The organism is Pseudomonas sp. 1121_17, from assembly GCF_052850745.1.
In genome coordinates this window covers 637981-658583 of sequence record NZ_VXCX01000001.1, presented here as the reverse complement: position 1 = coordinate 658583, position 20603 = coordinate 637981, and the positions used below count along the sequence as shown (strand labels likewise).

27 protein-coding genes and 1 tRNA gene are annotated in these 20603 nt (G+C 63.0%); 20 read left to right on the top strand and 8 right to left on the bottom strand.

Annotated features, from left to right (window positions below; genetic code table 11):
- Window positions 1-9: 9 nt before the first annotated feature.
- Window positions 10-309 carry a hypothetical protein gene (locus tag FW789_RS03040; RefSeq protein WP_446430863.1) on the bottom strand — a complete coding sequence of 100 codons (300 nt, stop codon included), beginning with the start codon at window positions 307-309 and terminating at the stop codon, window positions 10-12.
- A gap of 176 nt (window positions 310-485) precedes the next feature.
- On the opposite strand from FW789_RS03040, the gene FW789_RS03035 reads away from it, so the two are divergent.
- Genes FW789_RS03035 through FW789_RS03005 form a run of 7 tightly spaced genes read left to right on the top strand, consistent with a single transcriptional unit; the run spans window position 486 to window position 3581 of the window.
- Entirely contained in the window at window positions 486-860 is a 375-nt protein-coding gene (locus tag FW789_RS03035) for a hypothetical protein (protein WP_446430862.1), read from the top strand.
- Window positions 857-1129 (top strand): hypothetical protein, encoded by a 273-nt coding sequence (locus FW789_RS03030; protein WP_446430861.1) that lies wholly within the window; start codon window positions 857-859, stop codon window positions 1127-1129. The genes FW789_RS03035 and FW789_RS03030 overlap by 4 nt, the downstream gene beginning before the upstream one ends.
- Window positions 1126-1578 carry a hypothetical protein gene (locus FW789_RS03025; RefSeq protein ID WP_446430860.1) on the top strand — a complete coding sequence of 151 codons (453 nt, stop codon included), beginning with the start codon at window positions 1126-1128 and terminating at the stop codon, window positions 1576-1578. The genes FW789_RS03030 and FW789_RS03025 overlap by 4 nt, the downstream gene beginning before the upstream one ends.
- Window positions 1575-1763 carry a hypothetical protein gene (locus tag FW789_RS03020; RefSeq protein ID WP_446430859.1) on the top strand — a complete coding sequence of 63 codons (189 nt, stop codon included), beginning with the start codon at window positions 1575-1577 and terminating at the stop codon, window positions 1761-1763. The genes FW789_RS03025 and FW789_RS03020 overlap by 4 nt, the downstream gene beginning before the upstream one ends.
- A gap of 56 nt (window positions 1764-1819) precedes the next feature.
- Window positions 1820-2236: a hypothetical protein gene (locus tag FW789_RS03015; protein ID WP_446430858.1), complete on the top strand. Its 417-nt coding sequence runs from the start codon at window positions 1820-1822 to the stop codon at window positions 2234-2236.
- 39 nt (window positions 2237-2275) lie between these two features.
- Window positions 2276-2518 carry a DUF4224 domain-containing protein gene (locus FW789_RS03010; protein ID WP_446430857.1) on the top strand — a complete coding sequence of 81 codons (243 nt, stop codon included), beginning with the start codon at window positions 2276-2278 and terminating at the stop codon, window positions 2516-2518.
- A 1-nt stretch (window position 2519) separates the two neighbouring features.
- Window positions 2520-3581, top strand: coding sequence for a tyrosine-type recombinase/integrase (locus tag FW789_RS03005; protein ID WP_446430856.1), 1062 nt, complete (start codon window positions 2520-2522; stop codon window positions 3579-3581).
- A gap of 111 nt (window positions 3582-3692) precedes the next feature.
- Here the strand turns inward: FW789_RS03005 and FW789_RS03000 are convergent.
- A tRNA-Ser gene (locus FW789_RS03000) sits at window positions 3693-3780 on the bottom strand.
- Window positions 3781-3900: 120 nt separating this feature from the next.
- Between FW789_RS03000 and FW789_RS02995 the strand changes: the two genes are divergently transcribed.
- The 8 genes from FW789_RS02995 to FW789_RS02960 all read left to right on the top strand — a co-directional run bounded on the left by FW789_RS02995 (window position 3901) and on the right by FW789_RS02960 (window position 9661).
- Window positions 3901-4572, top strand: coding sequence for a Bax inhibitor-1/YccA family protein (locus tag FW789_RS02995; protein WP_446430855.1), 672 nt, complete (start codon window positions 3901-3903; stop codon window positions 4570-4572).
- 185 nt (window positions 4573-4757) lie between these two features.
- On the top strand, window positions 4758-6137 hold the full coding sequence (locus tag FW789_RS02990; RefSeq protein ID WP_411562868.1) for a nucleobase:cation symporter-2 family protein: 1380 nt from the start codon (window positions 4758-4760) through the stop codon (window positions 6135-6137).
- A 73-nt stretch (window positions 6138-6210) separates the two neighbouring features.
- On the top strand, window positions 6211-6603 hold the full coding sequence (tusD, locus tag FW789_RS02985; RefSeq protein ID WP_101320790.1) for a sulfurtransferase complex subunit TusD: 393 nt from the start codon (window positions 6211-6213) through the stop codon (window positions 6601-6603).
- 1 nt (window position 6604) lies between these two features.
- Entirely contained in the window at window positions 6605-6964 is a 360-nt protein-coding gene (gene tusC, locus FW789_RS02980) for a sulfurtransferase complex subunit TusC (RefSeq protein ID WP_103437862.1), read from the top strand.
- Window positions 6964-7260, top strand: a complete 297-nt coding sequence (gene tusB, locus FW789_RS02975; RefSeq protein ID WP_186698910.1) for a sulfurtransferase complex subunit TusB — start codon at window positions 6964-6966, stop codon at window positions 7258-7260. The genes tusC and tusB overlap by 1 nt, the downstream gene beginning before the upstream one ends.
- The gene (locus FW789_RS02970; protein ID WP_101320796.1) at window positions 7257-7592 is read left to right on the top strand and encodes a TusE/DsrC/DsvC family sulfur relay protein; all 336 of its coding nucleotides are present in this window, start codon (window positions 7257-7259) and stop codon (window positions 7590-7592) included. The genes tusB and FW789_RS02970 overlap by 4 nt, the downstream gene beginning before the upstream one ends.
- On the top strand, window positions 7589-8602 hold the full coding sequence (locus FW789_RS02965) for a glycosyl transferase family protein (RefSeq protein ID WP_446430854.1): 1014 nt from the start codon (window positions 7589-7591) through the stop codon (window positions 8600-8602). Before FW789_RS02970 ends, FW789_RS02965 begins: the two co-directional genes overlap by 4 nt.
- A gap of 96 nt (window positions 8603-8698) precedes the next feature.
- Window positions 8699-9661, top strand: a complete 963-nt coding sequence (locus FW789_RS02960; RefSeq protein WP_207073069.1) for a glutathione S-transferase C-terminal domain-containing protein — start codon at window positions 8699-8701, stop codon at window positions 9659-9661.
- Between the two features lie 45 nt (window positions 9662-9706).
- Here the strand turns inward: FW789_RS02960 and FW789_RS02955 are convergent, their stop codons facing one another.
- Together FW789_RS02955 and FW789_RS02950 are read right to left on the bottom strand one after the other, a co-directional pair.
- On the bottom strand, window positions 9707-10489 hold the full coding sequence (locus tag FW789_RS02955) for an SDR family NAD(P)-dependent oxidoreductase (RefSeq protein WP_411562866.1): 783 nt from the start codon (window positions 10487-10489) through the stop codon (window positions 9707-9709).
- A gap of 89 nt (window positions 10490-10578) precedes the next feature.
- The gene (locus tag FW789_RS02950; RefSeq protein ID WP_207073067.1) at window positions 10579-11619 is read right to left on the bottom strand and encodes a sigma-54-dependent Fis family transcriptional regulator; all 1041 of its coding nucleotides are present in this window, start codon (window positions 11617-11619) and stop codon (window positions 10579-10581) included.
- 158 nt (window positions 11620-11777) lie between these two features.
- On the opposite strand from FW789_RS02950, the gene FW789_RS02945 reads away from it, so the two are divergent.
- A complete protein-coding gene (locus FW789_RS02945) occupies window positions 11778-12701 on the top strand; it encodes a LysR family transcriptional regulator (RefSeq protein WP_103437867.1) in 924 nt (307 codons plus the stop codon).
- 3 nt (window positions 12702-12704) lie between these two features.
- Here the strand turns inward: FW789_RS02945 and FW789_RS02940 are convergent, their stop codons facing one another.
- From FW789_RS02940 to FW789_RS02925, 4 genes are read right to left on the bottom strand one after another with little or no spacing between them, the layout of a single operon-like run.
- The gene (locus FW789_RS02940; RefSeq protein WP_103437868.1) at window positions 12705-13499 is read right to left on the bottom strand and encodes an SDR family NAD(P)-dependent oxidoreductase; all 795 of its coding nucleotides are present in this window, start codon (window positions 13497-13499) and stop codon (window positions 12705-12707) included.
- 12 nt (window positions 13500-13511) lie between these two features.
- A complete protein-coding gene (locus FW789_RS02935) occupies window positions 13512-15392 on the bottom strand; it encodes a TRAP transporter large permease (RefSeq protein ID WP_219811706.1) in 1881 nt (626 codons plus the stop codon).
- A complete protein-coding gene (locus FW789_RS02930; protein ID WP_446430853.1) occupies window positions 15392-15592 on the bottom strand; it encodes a hypothetical protein in 201 nt (66 codons plus the stop codon). Before FW789_RS02930 ends, FW789_RS02935 begins: the two co-directional genes overlap by 1 nt.
- Window positions 15592-16422, bottom strand: coding sequence for a TRAP transporter substrate-binding protein (locus FW789_RS02925; protein ID WP_446430852.1), 831 nt, complete (start codon window positions 16420-16422; stop codon window positions 15592-15594). Before FW789_RS02925 ends, FW789_RS02930 begins: the two co-directional genes overlap by 1 nt.
- 391 nt (window positions 16423-16813) lie before the next feature.
- Between FW789_RS02925 and FW789_RS02920 the strand changes: the two genes are divergently transcribed.
- The 4 genes from FW789_RS02920 to FW789_RS02905 are packed head-to-tail and all read left to right on the top strand — an operon-like array spanning window position 16814 to window position 20500.
- Entirely contained in the window at window positions 16814-17983 is a 1170-nt protein-coding gene (locus FW789_RS02920) for an acetyl-CoA acetyltransferase (RefSeq protein WP_411564598.1), read from the top strand.
- Window positions 17980-19557 carry an acyl-CoA synthetase gene (locus FW789_RS02915; RefSeq protein WP_411564597.1) on the top strand — a complete coding sequence of 526 codons (1578 nt, stop codon included), beginning with the start codon at window positions 17980-17982 and terminating at the stop codon, window positions 19555-19557. The genes FW789_RS02920 and FW789_RS02915 overlap by 4 nt, the downstream gene beginning before the upstream one ends.
- Window positions 19554-20105 (top strand): hypothetical protein, encoded by a 552-nt coding sequence (locus tag FW789_RS02910; RefSeq protein ID WP_101320814.1) that lies wholly within the window; start codon window positions 19554-19556, stop codon window positions 20103-20105. The genes FW789_RS02915 and FW789_RS02910 overlap by 4 nt, the downstream gene beginning before the upstream one ends.
- Entirely contained in the window at window positions 20102-20500 is a 399-nt protein-coding gene (locus FW789_RS02905; RefSeq protein ID WP_101320816.1) for a PPC domain-containing DNA-binding protein, read from the top strand. Before FW789_RS02910 ends, FW789_RS02905 begins: the two co-directional genes overlap by 4 nt.
- Window positions 20501-20603 lie beyond the last annotated feature (103 nt).

Sequence of the window (20603 nt, the reverse complement as noted above, 5' to 3'; positions counted from 1 at the left end):
CTCTCCCCTCTATTTCGAAGCGGCGAGGCGGTCAGTTGCAGGAGCACCTTCAGTTGCTATACGGCGAGCAAGCCCCACGCCCCAGGCCAATGCTCTGGTCATCGACTCGCCCGGCCGTGAATTGAACGCCTCTTCATGCAGCGCCTGCCCGCCCGGGGAGTAGACGCCAATAAACATCTGGGTACTGCCAGTGCGCGACAACCTGACCTGCACGTCTATGAATGTGCCGTCATCAAGGGTCTCGTCATGGGTCCGATGATGAAGCGTAGGGTCCGCCCACTCCCAGAAAACGTCGCCTCTAATTCTCATGTCGTTCTCCTACGACTTTGGTCTTGTGAGTGTTACTCGACCATAGCGCTACCCCTGACGTTATCAACTGGTAATGGCCGAAGTCTGATCTGAATCAGACAACCGGCTTAAAAACTTGTACCCGAATCAATAATTTGTACAACTTTCTGCCGCGATATGGCGGCCAAGGAATGCCTGTGTCCGAAGTAGACGAACACGATCTCGAACTTCTCAAACTGGCCGCTAAGGCCGCACGCCTTGAGATTGAACCATGCACCTGCCGCGATCGAAAGTGGCCTTTCCGCCTGAAGGGTCAGTCGGGTGTGAGTGCTCACTGGAACCCGTTGATCAACGACGGCGACGCACTGCGGGTGGCCGTATTGATGGGCCGCGGTGATCGCCTGGGCATCCAGATCCACATCGTCGAGCCGTTCGACGGCGACACGGACGCGTACACCGTTGTGGATGCTGAGCGCTTTGGTGAGTTCGACATCTACCACGGCGATGATCCATTCCGGGCCACTCGCCGGGCAATCGTTGAGGCTGCCGCAGCGATCGGGAGCAGATCATGACCCGCCTCGCCCTCTGCCTCCTGCTGCTGGCCACCGGCGCCAGCGCTGAGCCCCTGCCATGGGGCGTCGAAACCTTCCACGACGACGAGCGCGGCGTCACCTGCTGGTACACCGCCACGGGGCTGAGCTGCATTCCTGACAGCCAGATCAAGCGCAAGACCAGGCAACAGGCCGGCAACGAGCGCCAGCTCTCCCCGCACGAAAAAGATTCAGGACCTACACCCGCACTGGCGCCTGGGCGCTGGATTGATGAGAGGTATGAGCTGTGAACAATAGTTGGCACGGTAAATCCATCCCGCCCGAAGGGACCATTTGCGAGTACAACTCAAACTGGGCGCACGCGGCGAACTTCGAGAGCTGGCACAAGGTGCGCGTTGTCTTCTTGTCCGATTGCACCTATGTCGTGCGGCGTGAAGACCAGGTGGCTGGTGAGATCACTGAGCTGTGCGGTATGGCATCAATTTTCGAGGCTAAGCGCTTCCGCCCCTTCATCACACCCGAAGAAATCGCGGCCGGTGAAATAGAGACGATCTTCAACTGGATGGTTAACCGGGACAGTGAGCGAGGGCTTCTCGGCATCGCGGAGGACCTGCACGCTGATGGGTACCGCAGGAAGCCGCCGCAGCCGCCCGAGGAGAAAGTGTGTTCCTGTCCGATTGGCGACGGCTCACTGCGCTGGCCGTGCCCGGTTCATCCTCCCGCGGAGAAGCAGCAATGATCGAGCAATTCACTCTCAATGAGCTGGAGGCGGCTCTGAAGGGCCGAGCCATCCCAGGCGACCTGCGCTGCGGCGAATCCATCGCCCAGTACCTGCACCGCGAGATCCAGAGCCTTGCAAAAGAGCGCGACAATCTCCGCGAAGACCCCGATGCCATGCTCGAAGCCGGCGCCCACCTGCTGTAACCCCTCCCCCTACTACTCAAGCCCGCCGACATGCGCGGGCACGGAGAGCTATTGCCATGACCAAAGAAGAATTGGCCGCCCAACTGACCGGCCTCGAGTACCCAACACGCATACCTGGTTCGCTGATCGTCGCAGCACAGAGCGCTGGCTTGGTGATCCTCTGCGGCGCCAGCGACGACCTGATGGAGTTCTACGGCGCCCGCCGCGAGGAGATCGGCTGCTACGACGGCGGTACTGCCTTCGTTGACGCAGATGGCGTGCTGCCCGACCGGGACTGCTTGGATGGCGATGAAGAAATTGCCGAGTACGTGCAGCGCCATAAATCAGCCAAGGCGATCGAGGCGCTGTGGTGCAAGGAGGACGGCTACAGCTGGACCTACAAGACCGACATCCCGCATGCGACCTTCGAAGTCGTTGAAGACGGACAGCCCTACTGCCGCGGGATCGTGTTCGCGCTGGCGGAGCTGGCCTGACCACTAACCTGCCGCCACTGGTGGCGTGGAGACCATCCCATGGAAACCGAGATCCTTTCGGACGAAGAGCTGGTCGAGTTGACCGGCTACAAGGCCAGGGGCTACCAGCGCCGCTGGCTCGAAGAGCGAGGCTGGGTATTCGTTGAAACCCGAAGCGGGCGGCCTTTGGTTGGTCGCCACTACGTCCGCATGAAGCTGGGCGTGACCCTTGAAGTGGTGTCGATGAAGCCACCGCCGCCAGCCGCCCCAGCGTGGACACCAGACATTTCGAAGGTGAGGTGAAATGCGCCCAAGGAGCACCGAGAATAGGGACTTGCCGCCGGGTGTTTACCGGCGCAAGCGAACCAGCAAGAGCAAGAAAAACCCGGGAAAGGCGTGGGTCAGCTACTACTTCCGCGATAAGGAAGGGAAGGAAATCCCGCTGGGCACCGACCTGAGCTTGGCGAGATTGAAGTGGGCAGAACTGGAGGCGAAGGAGAAACCGAAGGACCTAGTCACCATGGGCGCAATCTTCGATCGGTATGAGCGCGATGTCATCCCGAAGAAGGCGCCGCGCACTCAGAAGGACAACCTGGCTGAGATTCGCCAGCTTCGTAGTTACTTCGAAAAGGCGCCAATCGACGGGATTACGCCAGCGCACGTGGCGAAGTATCGCGACGCTAGGACAGCGCCGGTCCGGGCGAACCGCGAAATTGCCACCCTGTCGCACATATTCAACATCGCTCGGGAATGGGGACTCACCACAAACGAGAACCCGTGCCAGGGGATACGCAAGAACAAAGAGGTTCCACGGGACTTCTACGCGAACGACTCGATCTGGAACGCGGTATATGCGAAGGCTGTGGGTGAGCTGAAGGACGCCATGGACTTGGCGTATCTGACGGGCCAGCGTCCGGCGGACGTGCTGGTGATGAGGCGGGACGACATCGAGGGCAATGCTCTCGGCGTAAAACAGCAAAAGACCCACAAGAAGCTGCGGATCATGTTGGAAGTTGATGGCGTGGAGAGCAGCCTAGGCGCCCTGATCAGGAAGATGCTGGAGCGCAACCGATCGCATGGCTCGCCGTACCTGCTCCTCACAGATACCGGCAGACGGGTCACGGCGCCGATGCTTCGCCATCGCTGGGACGATGCCAGGGAGCAGGCGGTCAAGGCAGCAGTCGCTGCCGGCGACCAGGTGTTGGCAGGCAGGATCAGCCAGTTCCAATTCCGCGACATTCGCCCAAAGGCGGCGTCCGAGATCACCGATGTCGACCACGCCAGCCTGCTACTGGGACACACCAAGGGCGACATCACCGAGCGGGTTTATCGCCGAGTCGGAGCACTCGCCAAGCCCACCAAATAAAGAAAGTTTCGGAAGCGCTTCCGAAATAAACCATCTTCAATAGTGTTTTCACAGGTCGGTTTTACCTACCCCAGAAAAGCAAAAAGCCCTGAATAATCAGGGCTTTGAATATGGCGGAAGCGTAGAGATTCGAACTCTAGGATAGTTGCCCATCGACGGTTTTCAAGACCGTTGCCTTAAACCACTCGGCCACGCTTCCGTATACAGCGGGCGCCATAATACCGTAATGAAACACGCTGTCAAACTCTCTGTGTCGCGGCCTGCGGTGGCTCTGGTATGCTCTCAGCATCCATAGGTTTCTACCCACAGGAGTGTCGCCATGCGCGAACAGGATTATGCCCTACAACACGGCCAGCAGGCCGATCAACTGGAGGTCAGCAAGGTCCTGCGTAACACCTACAGCTTGCTGGCGCTTACTCTCGCATTCAGCGGTCTGATGGCGTTCGTTGCGCAGCAGATGCGTGTCGGCTACCCGAACATCTTCGTGGTGCTGATCGGCTTCTACGGCCTGTTCTTCCTCACTGCCAAACTGCGTGACTCGGTCTGGGGCTTGGTGTCGACCTTCGGTTTGACCGGCTTCATGGGCTTCATTCTTGGCCCGATCCTCAACCGCTACCTCGGCATGGCCGGTGGTGCGGAAGTGGTCAGCTCGGCGTTTGCCATGACTGCACTGGTGTTTGGTGGTCTGTCGGCCTACGTGCTGATCAGCCGTAAAGACATGAGCTTCCTCAGCGGCTTCATCACTGCTGGCTTCTTCGTCCTGCTGGGCGCGGTGGTTGCGAGCTTCTTCTTCCAGATCAGCGGCCTGCAACTGGCAATCAGCGCTGGTTTCGTGCTGTTCTCGTCGGTCTGCATTCTGTTCCAGACCAGCGCGATCATTCACGGCGGCGAGCGCAACTACATCATGGCGACCATCAGCCTTTATGTATCGATCTACAACCTGTTCATCAGCCTGTTGCAGCTGTTCGGCATCATGGGTCGTGATGACTGATCGTTGATTGACCGGTAACGCAGAAAAGCCCGCTTCGGCGGGCTTTTTTGTGGTCGACGTTTGGCGGCGGCCGACATCACCAGCCCTATCCCACCAGGGATAGGGCTGAAGCGCTGCATTTAGGCTACCCGAATCGGTCAGCGGACCTTAGAATGCGCTCCTTTTTTCTTCCGGGGCAGCTACCCATGAGTTCGATCGAACAAGGGCCCGGCGCGGCAGCGCCTGACAATGAACTGGTCCTTGGCCTGGAGGACAAGCCGCGGCCGCTGATTGCCATGCTCGCTGCCCTGCAGCATCTGCTGGCGATCATCGTGCCGATCGTTACCCCGGGCCTGTTGATCTGTCAGGCGCTGGGCGTTTCAGCGCGGGATACCAACCTTATCGTATCCATGTCGCTGGTGATTTCGGGGATTGCCACCTTTGTTCAGTGTCGGCGCTTCGGGCCGTTTGGTGCGGGGCTGTTGATCGTACAGGGCACCAGCTTCAACTTTGTCGGGCCGTTGATTGCCGGTGGTGCGTTGATGGTCAAGCAAGGCACGCCGGTTGAGGGTGTGATGGCGGCGATCTTTGGTGTGGTGATTGCCGGCTCCTTCGTCGAGATGGGCGTGTCGCGCATTCTGCCGTTCATCAAACGCCTGATCAGCCCGTTGGTGACCGGCATCGTGGTGCTGATGATCGGTCTGACCTTGATCAAGGTCGGCTTGATCAGCATGGGCGGTGGCTTCACGGCGATGGCCAATGGCACTTTTGCCAACGGCGATAACCTGCTGCTGTCGGGGGTGGTGCTGGCGATCATTGTGCTGCTCAACCGCATCCCGGTGGTGTGGATGCGCAGCTGCGCCATCGTCATCGCACTGGCGGCGGGCTATGCCCTGGCCGGTTACATGGGCCGGCTGGACTTTACCGGCATGCATGAGGCGGCACTGTTCCAGGTACCGACGCCGCTGCACTTTGGCCTGAGTTTCTCGTGGGCGTTGTTCATTCCGATGCTGGTGATCTATCTGGTGACGTCGCTGGAAGCCATAGGTGACGTAACGGCGACCAGCAAGGTCTCGCGTGAACCGGTCGAAGGCACGGTGTGGATGCAGCGGATCAAGGGTGGCGTGCTGGTCAACGGCGCCAACTCGCTGCTGGCTGGGGTGTTCAATACCTTCCCGAGTTCGATCTTTGCGCAGAACAATGGCGTGATTCAACTGACCGGGATTGCCAGCCGCCACATTGGTATCTGGATCGCTGCCATGCTGGTATTGCTGGGGTTGTTCCCAACCGTTGCCGGGGTGATTCAGGCAGTGCCGGAGCCGGTGCTGGGTGGCGCGGCGATGGTGATGTTTGGCGCCGTTGCTGCTTCGGGGATCAATATCCTCGCCAGCACGCGGCTGGACCGGCGTGCCCTGCTGATCATCGCGGTATCGCTGGCCTTGGGCCTGGGCGTGGCGCAGGTGCCGGAGTTTCTTGCGCACATGCCGTCGGCGCTGCGTAACGTGCTGGAGTCGGGCGTGGCCACCGGTGGCATCTGCGCGCTGGTACTGAACTGGTTCTTGCCCGAGAGCAAGGCGCAACAGTGAGCATTGCCCCGCCGGTAGCGGTGGCGGGGTTGTTTTGCTTTATCATGGCCGGATCACGTTGCAAGAGCCTCCCATGAAATTCGCCATTGCGGTTTTTTCCCCGGCCCATGCGCCCTCCTCGCGTCGCGCCCTGCGCTTCGCCGAGGCGGCGCTGGCCGGCGGGCATCAGATTGCCCGACTGTTCTTCTATCAGGACGGGGTGCACAGCGCCTCGGCCAACGTTGTCACGCCGCAGGATGAACTGGACGTGGCTGCGCAGTGGCGTGCGTTCATCGAAGGCAATCAGCTCGACGCGGTGGTGTGCATCGCTGCCGCCCTGCGCCGCGGCGTGCTGGATGCCACCGAAGCCAACCGCTACCAGCGCCCTGCCGTGAACCTGCCGGCACCCTGGGAGCTGTCAGGGCTGGGCCAGTTGCACGAGGCGGCGCAGGTTGCCGACCGTCTGGTCTGTTTTGGAGGCGATTGAAGTGGCCAAATCCTTGTTGATCATCAGCCGCCAGGCACCGTGGAGCGGCCCGTCCGCACGCGAAGCGTTGGACATCGCTCTGGCGGGCGGCGCCTTTGATCTGCCGCTGGGCATGCTGTTCATGGATGACGGCGTGTTCCAGCTCGCCGCTGCCCAGCAGCCAGCCTCGCTGCAGCTCAAAGACCTCGCCGCCAACCTCCAGGCGCTGCCGATGTTTGGCGTAGAAAAGCTGTTCGTCTGTGCCCACAGTGTGGCTGAACGCGGCCTGGACCCGGCCAGCCTGAGCTTGCCGGTCGAGGTGCTGGATGATGCAGCGCTGGCGGCATTGATTGGCCGTTATGACCAGGTGGTAACGCTCTGATGACGACCCTGCATGTAATCAGCCACTCGCCCTTTGGCGACAATCGCCTGGCCAGCTGCCTGCGTTTGCTCGGTACCGATGACGCCATCCTGCTCTGCGGCGATGCGGTTTACGCACTGCGCGCAGGCACCGCGCCGCAGCAACTGCTGCAAACGGCACGGTTGCAGCACCGCCTGTTCGCCCTCGCTGAGGATGCCCAGGCGCGTGCCATCGACAGCACCTTGGCCGAAGCGGTGGACTACCCCGCCTTCGTCGAGTTGTCGTTGCGCTTCGACAAAGTGAACAGCTGGCTATGAACGCATTGACTGTCGGCGAGCATCACATCGCTCTGGACAAGGACGGCTTTCTGCTCGACCTGCAAGACTGGTCCCCCGCCGTCGCCGAGGCTCTGGCCGAGCGCGAAGGTATCGCGCTCAGCCCCGAGCACTGGGAAGTGCTCGAGGTGCTGCGCGGGTTCTATCAGGAGTACCAGCTGTCACCGGCCACGCGCCCGCTGATCAAGTACACCGCGCTCAAGCTGGGCGTGGAAAAAGGCAACAGCCCGCACCTCAACCGCCTGTTCAATGGCACTCCCGCCAAACTTGCCGCCAAGCTGGCGGGCCTGCCCAAGCCGACCAATTGCATATGACCGAGCCACTCCCCGAACCGCGCCCGCTGACCCTGCACACCCCTGCCGAGCACCCGTTCGCCGAATTCGTGCGCATCCTCGGCAAAGGCAAGCGCGGCGCCCGCGGCCTGAGCCGTGAAGAAGCCCGTGCGGCGATGACCTTGCTGCTTGAAGGCAAGGTCGAGGACACCCAACTGGGTGCCTTTCTCATGCTGCTGCGGCACAAGGAAGAAAGCGCTGAAGAGCTCGCCGGCTTCACCGAAGCCCTGCGCGCGCACCTGCAAGCCCCGCAGATCGCGGTCGATCTGGACTGGCCGAGCTATGCCGGCAAGAAGCGTCACCTGCCGTGGTACCTGCTGGCGGCCAAGTGTCTGGCAGGCAACGGCGTGCGCATCATGCTCCACGGCGGCGGCGCGCACACCGCCGGGCGTATGTATACCGAACAGTTGCTCGGCCTGCTGCAGATCCCGCTGTGCCGAGACTGGGCATCGCTGGCTCGCACCCTGAATGATCAGCAACTGGTGTTCTTCCCACTGCAGGACTGGGCGCCGCAGTTGCAGCGCATGATCGACCTGCGCAACACCCTTGGCCTGCGCTCGCCGATCCACTCTCTGGCGCGGGTGCTCAACCCGCTGGCGGCGCGCTGCGGCCTGCAAAGCATCTTCCACCCGGGCTATCAGGCCGTACACCGCGAGGCCAGCCGCCTGCTCGGCGATCACGTAATTGTGATAAAGGGCGATGGTGGCGAGATCGAGATCAACCCGGACGTGGCCAGCCATCTGTACGGCGCCAGCGGCGGCGAGAATTGGGACGAGGAATGGCCCGCCATGAGCGCCCAGCGCCATGTCAAACCGGCCACCCTGCAACCCGAGCACCTGCTGGCGGTCTGGCGCGGCGAGGCGCAGGACAGCTACGGCGAAATGGCCGTGGTCGCCACCATGGCGCTGGCCCTGCGTGGCCTGGGCAAGGATCGCGATCAGGCCTTTGCCGACGCGCAGCGGTTCTGGGCGGATCGCAACAAGATCGACTAATTCGATAGATACCACGCAGTCTTTGCGCTATTTATCCGAACGCTAGTCCCTAGACTGGGCTCCAAAGACAAATCACTTTTGTACAAGGAGCTCAGCATGGGCCTTTTGATTGACGGTCGCTGGCATGACCAGTGGTACCAGACCAGCAAAGACGGCGCGTTCCAGCGCGAGAACGCCCAACGGCGCAATCAGCTGCCCAAGGCCGAAGCCGGTCGCTATCACCTGTACGTGTCACTGGCCTGCCCGTGGGCGCACCGCACGCTGATCGTCCGCGCGCTCAAAGGCCTTGAGCCGTTGATCGATGTTTCGGTGGTGAGCTGGCTCATGGGCGAGCACGGCTGGACCTTTGATCAGCAGCAAGGCTCCAGCGGTGATTACCTCGATGGCCTGCAGTATATGCACCAGCGCTACACCCGCGACGACCCCAGCTATACCGGTCGCGTCACTGTGCCGGTGCTGTGGGACAAGCAGGAACAACGCATCGTCAACAACGAGTCAGCCGAGATCATCCGTATCTTCAACAGCGCCTTCAATGCGCTGACCGGCAACCACCTCGACCTCTATCCCGAAGCGCTGCGCCCTACCATCGATGCGCTCAACGAGCGGATTTACCCGGCCATCAACAATGGTGTCTACCGGGCGGGCTTCGCAACTTCGCAGGAAGCCTACGAAACCGCGTTCGATGAGGTGTTCAACGAACTGGACCATCTCGAGCAGCTACTGAGTGGCCAACGCTACCTGGCGGGCGAGTACCTGACCGAAGCCGACGTGCGCCTGTTCACCACGCTGGTGCGCTTCGATGCGGTGTATCACGGCCACTTCAAGTGCAACCTGCGCCGCCTCAGCGATTACCCGAACCTGTCCAACTGGTTGCGTGAGCTGTATCAGTGGCCGGGCGTGGCCGAGACGGTGAACATGGAGCATATCCAGAAGCACTATTACCTCAGCCACAAGACCATCAACCCCAACGGCATCGTGCCCAAGGGCCCGCTGCAGGACTTCAACGCGGCGCATGATCGTCAGCGCTTGCCTGGCAAAGGTATCTGGCAAGGCGCTTGAGCCGAGACCGCCATCGCGGTCTACGCGGTGGCATCTCAAGCGCAGTCAGTCGCGCATGAAGCCACCGTCGACGTCCATGATCTCGCCGGTAACAAAGCCCGCCTCCGCCGATGCCAGAAAGCACACCGCTGCGGCAATATCCCGCGGCGTACCCGCCCGGCCCAAGGGCATCTGCGCCAGCAGCTGGGCGCGGGCCTGCGGTGCCAGCACACTGGTCATTTCAGTGTCGGTCAGGGCTGGTGACACCGCATTGACAGTGATGTCGAACGGCCCCGCCTCGCGCGCCAGACCCTTGGTCAGGGCGATCACCGCCCCCTTGGCGGCGGCATAGCAACTGTTGCCGAGCAAGCCTCCTCCACGCTTGCCGGCCACCGAGGCGATATTGATGATGCGCCCGCAGCGGCGATCCATCATGCCCGGCAGCACCGCCTTGGCGCAGAAGAACACGCTGTTGAGGTCGATCGCCATGACCCGGTTCCATTCCGCCGTGGTCAGCTCCAGCAGCGGTACGGTGGATACGATGCCGGCATTGTTGACGAGGATATCGACCGGCCCGAGCAGCCGCTCGACCTCATCGACCATCGCTAGCACCTGCTCCTCCTGAGCCACGTCCACTGCCACGCCGATGGCCTGAATGCCCTGCGCACGCAGCGCTTCGGCAGCTCGTTCGGCTGCAATCGGATCAAGGTCGGCCAGGGCCACCTGGGCCCCGCAATGACCAAGCGCGACGGCAATCGCATGGCCGATACCGCGGGCGGCACCGGTCACCAAAGCGGTGCGGCCAGCGAGGCTGAAGTTCATCGGGGCGTAGGCGACAGCTGTACTCATTATTGTTATTTCCTTGATGAGGGCGAACTCAGGCTCACCCCCTGCGCAGCAAGGGGTGTTCAAGCAAAGAGGATCAGGTGGGTTGCGGCTCAGGCGCGGCGGCAGGCATCCAGCGCCAGCTGTTCCTTGAGCGGCGGGATATCCAGCCGACGCAGCACCCGGTACAGCGAGGGCCGGCAGATGCCCAGCTCGCGCGCGGCCGCCGACATGTTCCAACGGCAGGTCTGCAGCACCTCAAGCACATCGGCGCGCTCGTCACCAGCGCGGCTCGGGCGGATCGGCGTAACGTTTGGCACCACCACGCGCACAGGAGCGTTGGCGGCGGGAAGCTGGGCGATAAAGTCCACTGGCAGGTCGGCGCGGGTGATCCGCGCGCCTTCCATCACCGCACAGGCATAGCGGATCACCGCGCGCATCTGGCGCAGGTTGCCCGGCCAGGCGTGGGTCAACAGCAGCGACCAGACTTCGGCGCTGATCACCTGGCGCGGGTCACAGCCTGGCAATTCATGGGCGACCATGTTGCACAGCAGTTCGCCACGGTCGGCGCGCTCACGCAGCGGCGGCAGCTCGACCACGCCGGTGGCGATGCGATAGAACAGGTCTTCACGGAAACTGCCGTCGGCTACCCGCGCCGACAGGTCCTGGTGGGTCGCGCAGACCAGGGCGAAGTTGACCGGTACGCTGCGTTCGGCGCCCAGCGGGGTCACCTCACGCTCAGCGATTACCCGCAGCAGGCGAGTCTGCTGCTCGTAAGGCATGTCGCCGATCTCGTCGAGGAACAAGGTGCCGCCATCCGCCTGCTGCACCTTGCCCTTCTTGCCGCCGGGCAATGCCCCGGAAAACGCCCCACGGCTGTAGCCGAACAGCTCGCTCTCGATCAGTGTCTCCGGGATCGAGGCACAGTTGAGCGCCACCATCTGCGCGGCGCGGCGTTGGCTGTGGGCATGCAGGGCGCGGGCGAGGATCTCTTTGCCGGTCCCGGTTTCACCGCGGATCAATACCGCGATGCCGCGCTCCATCAAGCGCAGCGCCCGGCGAAACGCCTGGCGCACCTGCGGGTCACTGTCGTGGGCGATATCGGTTTCGGCAACTTCGGCGTGGCAAACAGCAGGGTCGGTCAGGGAATGCATCAGCGTCACCTTTTATTGTTCTATAGCTTGTGACTATGTCGGCGGGCGACGCTTGTGGCGTGGCCGGGGCCGATGGGGTGTGGCCTGATCACATTAGGTAGGCGGACTTATATTTTCCAATACATAATCAAGCATCCACTGATACCTTTGCGAGCATCATGATCGAACTCCGCCATCTTCAGTACTTCCGCACCCTGGCCGAGACCCTGCACTTCGGCCGCGCCGCCGAGCGCCTGCATATCTCCCAGCCGCCGCTGTCGCGGCAAATTGCCCTGCTGGAAGAGGAACTGGGGGTGAAGCTGTTCGACCGCTCACGGCGGCGGGTCGAGCTGACCGAGGCCGGGCAGCGCTTTTACCTTGATACCGGCACGGTGTTCGCCGCCTTCGAGCAGGCCAAGCGTAACGCCCTGGCAGCGGCACGCGGCGCTGCGGGCGAGTTGTCGGTGGGGTTCATGATGTCGACCGCCTACAGCATCACCCCGGCCATCACCCGCCGGTATGCTGCGTTGTTCCCGCAGGTCAATCTGAAGCTGACCGAGACCCTGCCGCTGGACCTGGCACAGGACATCAGCAGCGGCCACAAAGACGTCGCCATCATGTACCGACCGCAGGACTGCAGCGGGCTGGAGACGGTCACGCTGTACCGCGAAGAGATGACCCTGGTGCTGCCACCCGGCCACCGCCTGATGCAGCAGGAGCTGATCGAGCCACAATCATTGGCGGGCGAGCCGTTCATTATCGTGCCGCGGCGAATCGCCCCGGCGCTGCATGACATGATCTGCAACTACTGCCTGCAACACGGCGTGACACCGAACATCGGCATGGAGATCAACCTGCAGCAGACCATCGTCAACCTGGTCGGCGAAGGCCTGGGCGTGGCCATCGTGCCGCGCTCGATGCGCAACATGCGCCTGGCCACCACCAGCTTCAAACCGCTGCGCAACGCGCCGGTGATCGAAGTAGTCGCAGTGTGGAAGGCAGACAATCACAACCCGTGCATTGCCACCTTCGTCGAGGCGGCGCTGCAAGCCGGCGAGCAGGCTACGCGTGAGGACCACGCGCAGCGGCTGCTGGAGGGATAACGCTCAGATTTCGAGAATGCCCGAAGCCATGAACCCGCCGTCCACCGGGATCACATGGCCACTGATGTAGGAGGCATCCTCGGACGCAAGAAACGCCACCGCACCAGCCATCTCCGCCGGCGTGCCATAGCGGCGCAGCGGCACCGCGCGGGCATACGACTCACGGGTGGCCGCCGAATGCAGCGCCTGGGTCAGCGGCGTATCCACCGGCCCTGGCGCGATGCCATTGACGGTGATGCCGTGCTCGGCCAGCTCCACAGCCATCTGCCGGGTCAGGCCGATCACCGCCGCCTTCGACGTGCCATAGGCGGTACGGCCCATGCTGGCGCGCATACCGCTGATCGAGGCAACGTTGACGATGCGCCCCCAGCCCCGTTCGCGCATTAGCTGCGCGGCGTGCTGGCTGCAGAGCAAGGTGCCGGTCAGGTTGATATTCATCAAGCGCTGCCAGCCTTCAAGCTCGGTATCGAGAAACGCCTGGGTGCGCGCCACGCCGGCATTGTTGACCAGCACATCGCAGCGGCCAAAGCGCTCGCGCAGCGCTGCGAACAACGCGCTGATCGACTGCGCATCACCGACATCGATGGCCATAGCCTGGGCCTCGATGCCCTGCACCCGCAGCCCGGCGACCATCTCCTCTGCCGCCGCAAGGTTGATATCGGCCACCACCACTGTGTGGCCATCGTGGCCGAGGCGCTCGGCAATGGCAGCACCGATGCCCATGGCAGCCCCGGTCACCACGGCCACCCGACCATAGCCCGGCGCGTTGCGTGTTGTTGTTTTCGCAGCTTGGCTCATGACAGGACTCTCTTAAAGGAAACCAATGGAAATCCACGGGAAGCAGGCTACTACCGCCAGCGCTACCAGCAGCGCCCCGAGGTAACCCCAGACGCGACGAATAACGTGGTCGGACGAGGTTTTGCTGATGGCGCAGGCGGCATAGAAACCGACCCCCAACGGCGGCGCGAACAAGCCCACGCCCATCGCCAGGATCACCACCATGGCGTAGTGCACCGGGTGAATGCCGAGCATCTCGGCCAGCGGGAACATCAACGGGCCGAACAGGACGATGGCCGGGATACCTTCAAGCACGCTGCCCAGAATCAGAAACACGAGAATCGTCACCACCATGAAGCCGAAGGTGCCGCCCGGGATTTCCTCGATCAGTTCCACCAGCGAGGCGGAGAAGCCAGATTGAGTCAGTGCCCAGGCCATCGCCGATGCCATGCCGATGATCAGCAGGATCGCCCCCGACAGCGACGCCGCTTCCAGCAGCATCGGATACAGCCGGGCAAAGTCGATATGACGCATGAACAAGTGCATGACCAGGCCGACCAGCACCACGTAGGCGACACCAATCGTCGACACCTCGGTCGCGGTCGCCGCGCCTTCGAGCACTGCCACGCGGATCAGCAACGGCAAGGCCAAGGCTGGCAAGGCGATGAGGAAGGTCTTGCCCACCCGCGACATCGGCGCGCGCTCGATCTTCGGCGCGTCTTCCTTGCGTGAACGCCACCAGCACACCGCAGCAATGGCAATGGTCGCGACCACGGCGGGCATCAGGCCGCCGATGAACAGCGCGGTAATCGAAACGCTGCACACCGCACCGATGGTGATCAGCACCAGGCTCGGCGGAATGGTCTCGGTCATGGCCCCGGTAGCAGCCAGCAGCGCCGCCAGTTCTTCAGGCTTGGAGCCGCGTTTTTTCATTTCAGGGAACAGCGCCGGTGCGACTGCAGCCATGTCGGCCACTTTCGAGCCGGAAATCCCCGACACCAGAAACATCGCCCCCAGCAGCACATACTGCAGGCCGCCACGGACATGACCGAGCAGCGAGGCCATGAAGTCGATCAGCGTGCGGGCCATGCCCGACAGCTGCAGCACCACGCCGAGCAGCACGAACAGCGGCACCGCCAGCAGGACCAGATGTGACATGCCCTCGTCCATCCGGCCGACCACGATCGACAGCGGCGCATGAGTCACCAGCGCCAGATAGGCCATGGTCGCAGTGCCGAAGGCGAAAGCAATCGGGATACCGCCAAACACGCAGGCACCGAGCAACACCAGGAAGAACACCACCAGATTGTAGTTACCCATGGCCGCCAGCAGCGGCTGCGCCAGCCACAGCACCGCGGCCACTGCCGCAACCACCACCAGCCCGGCCATGAACTGGCGCACCGTCGAATAACGCGCCATCCGCGCCACCGCAGCCAGCAGCATCAAAACCGCGCCAACCGGCAAGGCCGCCGCCCGCACACCGTCGGGAATGCCCAGCGCCGGCGTGGTGATCGACATCTGCTCGTGGGAGTGTTCCATGGCCGGTGAGATGATCATCGCCACGAACAAACATACGATCAGCGCCGACAACGTCTCGCTGAACCCGCGCCAGGCAATCGGCAGCTTGTTGACCAAGGCCGACATGCGCATGTGCTCGCCACGGTCGAGTGCCAGCACCGCGCCGAACATCGACAGCCAGATAAACAGCGACGAGGCCAGCTCGTCGGTCCAGATCAGTGGGCTGTGCAGCACATAACGGGAGATCACCCCCGCCAGCAGCACCAGCGTCTCGATTACCATCAAGGCAACGGCGAGTGCGCCAACGACGCGCATGATCCAGCTGTTCAGACAGATCAGCGCCCGGGCCGGCAGGCGCAGCGATTGGTTAGGGGCCATGACGGCTGGCGCGCTCATCAGGCCAGCTTCCCGGAGAACTGCTCAAGAATCGCCCACGCCTCGTCACCGAACTTGCCATGCCAGTCGGCATAGTAATTGGCGCTGCGCAGCTTCTCACGGAACGGCTCGGCCGGCGACTCGACCAGCTCCAGGCCTTTGCCCTTGAGGATGTCGCGGGTGCTGCCTTCAAGGGTGGCAAGGTCGGCGCGCTGGGCCATCACTGCCTTCTCGATGTGCTTGCGCAGCACCTCTTGCAGTTCAGGCGGCAGGCGCCCGATCGAAGCGCTGTTGCCAGCATCCAGAAGCCGTCCCAGACGTGGTTGGTCAGCGAGCAGTATTTCTGCACCTCGTACAGCTTGGCCGACGACACCAGGGTCAGCGGGTTTTCCTGCCCTTCGACGATGCGCGTCTGCAACGCCGAATACACTTCGGCGAAGTTGATGCTGGTCGGCGCCGCATCCAGCGCACGGAAGATCGACATGATGATCGGGCTTGGCGGCACACGCAGCTTCATCCCGCGCAGGTCATCCGGGGTGGCCACCGGGCGCGTGCTGGTGGTGGTCACGCGGAAGCCGTTGTCCCACATCCGGTCATAGGCGAACAGGGTGCCGGTCTTGGCGATCTCGCTGCGCACATGAGCGCCGAGCGCGCCGTCCATGGCACTCCAGACCTGCTGGTAGTCCTTGAAGGCAAAGCCAACGGCGCTGATCTGCACCGACGGCACCATGGTGCCGAGGATCACCGGCGACAGCGAGAACAGGTCGACCGCCCCCGAGCGCACCTGCGCCAGGGTATCGGTGTCGCTGCCCAACTGGCTGCTGGGGAACACCTGCACGCTCAAGGCGCCATTGGTTTCCTCCTTGATCGCCTTGGCCATTTCCCGGGCACGGATATTCATCGGGTGGCTGATGGGCAGGTTGTTGGCAAACTTCAGTTTGAAGTCGGCGGCGCGGCTGTTGCCGCTGTACAGGCCCATCCCGGCAGCGGCGACAGCAGCCCCTGCCAGCGAGGCGGTCTTGATAAAGGAACGGCGGGTGAAATCGCTCATGAAGCTCTCCTGACCTATTTGTTCTTATTGATCGAGTTGCGGCGATGATAGGCATGTTGTTAGCAATACGGGTGCCACGCTTGAGTAACAGCGCTCAGCAGGCCCCTTTGCAGGCTCGTAAGCACCGGGCAAGCAACTGATTTATCTTGAGAAATTATTTATCCGAGGGCTTGTTAGATTTTGTGACAGGCCTGCCAGAGGAGCCCAGCAGGTGTAACAGGTGTCTCCTTGAACTGTCGCCCTGGCAGCCAGGGCGACACCTGTAGACCGGCATTCGCTACCGATAACCACCCTCTTGCGCCAGCAAAGCCCCAGCCTAGAGGGCTCTTACCGAGCTTGGCACCGCCCTTGCTATTGACCTCGCAAACAACATCATGCGAGGACGCACCTCATGGATTCCCCGGTCATCAGCGGTTGGTACCACTCCCCATTCGGCAAGTTTCCCGATATCGACCCCGAGCAGATGATGGCCGATGCCGCCATCGGCGCCCTACAGCACGCCGGGCTCGACGCCGAGCAGATCGACTCGGTTCACGTCGGCCACTTCAATGCAGGCCTGATCTACCAGGACTTCCCTTCCGCGCTGCTGGCCAATCATCTGCCGGCGCTACGCTTCACCCCGTCGGTGCGGGTTGAAAACGCCTGTTCGACAGGCTCCGCAGCGATCCACTCGGCGCTGCAGGCCGTGCTCAGTGGCCAGGCCCGCCATGCCCTGGTGGTGGGCTTCGAGAAGATGAACGGGCTGCCCACCGCCGAAGTCGGCAAGATCCTGCTCAAGTGCTGTTATGCCCGTGAAGAAGCGCAGATCGAAAACGGCTTTGCCGGTGTGTTCGGCAACATCGCCCAGGCCTACTTCGAGCGCCACGGCGATCAGTCCGACGCGCTGGCGATGATCGCTGCAAAAAACCACGCCAACGGCGCCTTCAACCCGTTTGCTCATATGCGCCGGGATGTCGGCTATGACTTCTGCCGTAACCCGTCCGAGAAAAACCCGTTTGTGGCCGGCCCGCTCAAGCGCAGCGACTGCTCGCTGATTACTGATGGCGCTGCGGCGCTGGTGATCAGCCGTGCCGAACAACTGCCCGGGCAACAACCGGCTGTGCGCTTCCGCGCTGCGGTACAGGTCAACGATTACCTGCCGCTGTCACGCCGCGACCCGACCGTGTTCGAAGGCGCCGCACGCGCCTGGCAGCAGGCCTTGAGCGAGGCCGGCTTGAGCCTGGCCGACCTGTCACTGGTCGAGACCCATGACTGCTTCACCATCGCCGAACTGCTCGAATACGAAGCCATGGGCCTGGCGCCACGCGGCCAGGGCGCGCGGGTGATTGTCGAAGGCATCAGCCGCAAGGATGGCCGCCTGCCGGTCAACCCGTCGGGCGGGCTCAAGTCCAAAGGCCACCCGATCGGCGCTACCGGCGTGTCGATGCACGTAATGGCCGCCATGCAGCTAACCGGCCAGGCTGGCGACATGCAGCTGCCACGGGCTGACCGTGCCGGGGTGTTCAATATGGGCGGCGCGGCGGTAACCAACTACGTCAGCATCCTGGAGGCTGTGCAATGACCGGGATCGACAATGTCATGAACCTCGGCGAGCTGCTCGCCCAGATCGCCCGGCGCCTGCCCGATGCCCCCGGCTTCATCCGCGGTGCCGACAGCTACAGCTGGCAGCAACTGCTGACCCGCGTCGACAGCGTCGCCGCAGCCCTGCGCGAGCGCGGCCTGGGCAAGGGCGACAAGCTGCTGGTGCACTCGCGCAACAATTTGCAGCTGTTCGAGAGTGCCTGGGTGGCGTTCCGCCTGGGCATGGTCTGGGTGCCGACCAACGTGCGCATCACCCCGCCCGAAGCGGCTTACCTGGGCAGTTCCAGCGGCGCGGTGGCGATGCTTTACGACGATGGCATGGCGGCCTATGTCGACGCAGTTCGCGAAGCTTCGCCAGCACTGCGCATGGTCATCGCCATCGGCGCCCCGCGCGACGGCGAGCTGAGCTATGACGCCCTGCTCGACCAAGGCGCGCCACTGCAACCAGTGTTTCGCCCCGCCGAGGTGAGCTACCACGACCCGCTGTGGTTCTTCTACACCTCCGGCACCACCGGCCACCCCAAGGCGGGCATCCTCACCCACGGCCAGATGGCGTTCGTCATCAACAATCACCTGGCCGACCTGATGCCCGGCCTGAGCCCACACTCGCGCTCGCTGGTGCTGGCGCCACTGTCCCATGGCGCCGGTATCCATGCCCTGATCAACGCCGCCCGTGGCGCCGCCTGCGTGCTACCGGCCGGCGACCGGCTGGACTGCGACGAAGCCTGGCGGCTGGTCGAGGAGCACCGGGTCGACAACCTGTTCACCGTGCCAACCATCGTCAAGATGCTCACCGAAGACCCGGCCGTCGACCGTTACGACCACAGCAGCCTGCGCTATGTGATCTACGCGGGCGCGCCGATGTACCGCGCCGATCAGTGCCACGCTCTGCGCACCCTGGGCAAGGTGCTGGTGCAGTACTACGGCCTTGGCGAAGTGACCGGCAACATCACCGTGCTGCCGGCGGACTGCCACGATGCCGAGGACAGCCCCCAGGTCAAGGTCGGCTCCTGCGGCTACCCGCGCACCGGCATGCAGGTGGCCATCCTCGATGAGCACGGCACTGAACTGCCAACCGGCAGCGATGGCGAGATCTGCGTGCGCGGCCCGGCCGTGTTCGCCGGCTACTACAACAATCCCAAGGCCAACGCCGAGTGCTTCCGCCATGGCTGGTTCCACACCGGTGACCTCGGCCACGTTGACCAAGAGGGTTATCTATTCATCACTGGGCGCGCCTCGGACATGTACATCTCCGGCGGCTCCAACGTATATCCACGCGAGATCGAAGAGGCGCTGCTGACTCATCCGGCAGTCACCGAAGTCGCAGTACTGGGGCTGCCCGACGAGAAGTGGGGCGAGTGCGGCTGCGCCGTGATCGTGGTCACTGCCGAGGTCAGCGACGAGCAACTGCTGGCCCACCTGGAGCCGCGCCTGGCCCGCTATAAATGGCCGAAGCGTTTTGTGCGCTGGACCGAGATGCCCAAGTCCGGCTACGGCAAAATCGTCAAAAAACAAATCCGCGCCCTGCTCGACGCCAGCGAGGCGGTGCTATGAACCCGCATTTTGAAGAGCGCAACGGCGTGCGCGTTTTCATCCACGGCGGCCAACCGCAACAGCCGCGCTTGCTCGACTGTGAAGTGCCCGACTGCGAAGAGCTGCGCGTAGTGCTGCCACTGGCCTGCAACGTTGCCCAAGGCCTCCTGCAGGCGCTGGAGGGCCGCCGCTATCGCAGTGCAGTCGGGCGCATTCTGTGTGGCGGCGCAGCGCACCTGAGCTATCACCGCATGGTCACCACCACTGACCAGCAACGGCCCTATGACTATGGCCAGGCGGTGGTGCTGGACGGCTATATCACCTTTGTCAGCGGCGCCATCACCGTCGGCCGCGATGCCCACGGCGCGCCGCTGCTGCACTGCCACGCCGGCTTCATCGACCGCGACGGTCAGCAGCATGGCGGCCATCTGGTGCTCGACCGGCTGGTGGTCGGCAGCGAACCGCTGGTGCTGCGCCTGTGCCTGTTCGACCAGGTCGCCTATCAGGTCAAGCCTGATGCCGAAACCCACTTCAACCTGCTTCATCCGGTGTTCCAGGAGGCGTCATGAACACTGCAGCAATCCAGAGCGAAGCGCAGGTACAGAGCGGCCGGCTTGGCCGTCTTGTAGTGGCCCGGCTCAAACCCAACGAAGACATCATCGACAGCGCCGAGGCCCTCTGCGCCAGCCACGGCATCAGCCTGGCGGTGGTCCGTGGCGGCCTCGGCAGCTTGATCGACGGCGAGTTGCAGTACCTGGGCCGCAGCGGCATGCAGGACATCCATGTGCCAGGCCCGGGTGTGGAAATCCTCAGCCTCAGTGGCGAAATCGCCCCCGGCGCGAGCAGCCTGCAAGCGGTGCTGGCCGACGCCGACGGCAAGATCTTCGCCGGCCGCCTGCAGCGTGGCCGCAACCTGTCGTTCATCACAGTCGAGCTGACCTTGCAGGAATGGCTGCCTGACTGACTGTCCTTATTGAAGAGCATCACCCGGGCGTTGCCGCGCCCGGCTTTCTTGCGCCCGCGCGTTGGGCGCCCCACCGCATCAGGAAAACAACAATGACAAGAAA

What these genes read in the sequence shown, in the direction of transcription:
- FW789_RS03020 (WP_446430859.1), top strand. Translation starts at nt 1,575, where the DNA reads ATGATCGAGCAATTCACTCTCAATGAGCTGGAGGCGGCTCTGAAGGGC.
- FW789_RS02910 (WP_101320814.1), top strand. Translation starts at nt 19,554, where the DNA reads ATGAACCCGCATTTTGAAGAGCGCAACGGCGTGCGCGTTTTCATCCAC.
- FW789_RS02940 (WP_103437868.1), bottom strand. Translation starts at nt 13,499, where the DNA reads ATGAGCCAAGCTGCGAAAACAACAACACGCAACGCGCCGGGCTATGGT.
- FW789_RS02930 (WP_446430853.1), bottom strand. Translation starts at nt 15,592, where the DNA reads ATGGCCCAGCGCGCCGACCTTGCCACCCTTGAAGGCAGCACCCGCGAC.
- FW789_RS03030 (WP_446430861.1), top strand. Translation starts at nt 857, where the DNA reads ATGACCCGCCTCGCCCTCTGCCTCCTGCTGCTGGCCACCGGCGCCAGC.
- FW789_RS03015 (WP_446430858.1), top strand. Translation starts at nt 1,820, where the DNA reads ATGACCAAAGAAGAATTGGCCGCCCAACTGACCGGCCTCGAGTACCCA.
- FW789_RS02955 (WP_411562866.1), bottom strand. Translation starts at nt 10,489, where the DNA reads ATGAGTACAGCTGTCGCCTACGCCCCGATGAACTTCAGCCTCGCTGGC.
- FW789_RS02915 (WP_411564597.1), top strand. Translation starts at nt 17,980, where the DNA reads ATGACCGGGATCGACAATGTCATGAACCTCGGCGAGCTGCTCGCCCAG.
- FW789_RS02950 (WP_207073067.1), bottom strand. Translation starts at nt 11,619, where the DNA reads ATGCATTCCCTGACCGACCCTGCTGTTTGCCACGCCGAAGTTGCCGAA.
- tusD (WP_101320790.1), top strand. Translation starts at nt 6,211, where the DNA reads ATGAAATTCGCCATTGCGGTTTTTTCCCCGGCCCATGCGCCCTCCTCG.
- FW789_RS03040 (WP_446430863.1), bottom strand. Translation starts at nt 309, where the DNA reads ATGAGAATTAGAGGCGACGTTTTCTGGGAGTGGGCGGACCCTACGCTT.
- FW789_RS02945 (WP_103437867.1), top strand. Translation starts at nt 11,778, where the DNA reads ATGATCGAACTCCGCCATCTTCAGTACTTCCGCACCCTGGCCGAGACC.
- FW789_RS02925 (WP_446430852.1), bottom strand. Translation starts at nt 16,422, where the DNA reads ATGAGCGATTTCACCCGCCGTTCCTTTATCAAGACCGCCTCGCTGGCA.
- FW789_RS02905 (WP_101320816.1), top strand. Translation starts at nt 20,102, where the DNA reads ATGAACACTGCAGCAATCCAGAGCGAAGCGCAGGTACAGAGCGGCCGG.
- FW789_RS02965 (WP_446430854.1), top strand. Translation starts at nt 7,589, where the DNA reads ATGACCGAGCCACTCCCCGAACCGCGCCCGCTGACCCTGCACACCCCT.
- FW789_RS03005 (WP_446430856.1), top strand. Translation starts at nt 2,520, where the DNA reads ATGCGCCCAAGGAGCACCGAGAATAGGGACTTGCCGCCGGGTGTTTAC.
- FW789_RS03010 (WP_446430857.1), top strand. Translation starts at nt 2,276, where the DNA reads ATGGAAACCGAGATCCTTTCGGACGAAGAGCTGGTCGAGTTGACCGGC.
- FW789_RS02995 (WP_446430855.1), top strand. Translation starts at nt 3,901, where the DNA reads ATGCGCGAACAGGATTATGCCCTACAACACGGCCAGCAGGCCGATCAA.
- FW789_RS02990 (WP_411562868.1), top strand. Translation starts at nt 4,758, where the DNA reads ATGAGTTCGATCGAACAAGGGCCCGGCGCGGCAGCGCCTGACAATGAA.
- FW789_RS02970 (WP_101320796.1), top strand. Translation starts at nt 7,257, where the DNA reads ATGAACGCATTGACTGTCGGCGAGCATCACATCGCTCTGGACAAGGAC.
- FW789_RS02920 (WP_411564598.1), top strand. Translation starts at nt 16,814, where the DNA reads ATGGATTCCCCGGTCATCAGCGGTTGGTACCACTCCCCATTCGGCAAG.
- FW789_RS02935 (WP_219811706.1), bottom strand. Translation starts at nt 15,392, where the DNA reads ATGAGCGCGCCAGCCGTCATGGCCCCTAACCAATCGCTGCGCCTGCCG.
- FW789_RS02960 (WP_207073069.1), top strand. Translation starts at nt 8,699, where the DNA reads ATGGGCCTTTTGATTGACGGTCGCTGGCATGACCAGTGGTACCAGACC.
- tusB (WP_186698910.1), top strand. Translation starts at nt 6,964, where the DNA reads ATGACGACCCTGCATGTAATCAGCCACTCGCCCTTTGGCGACAATCGC.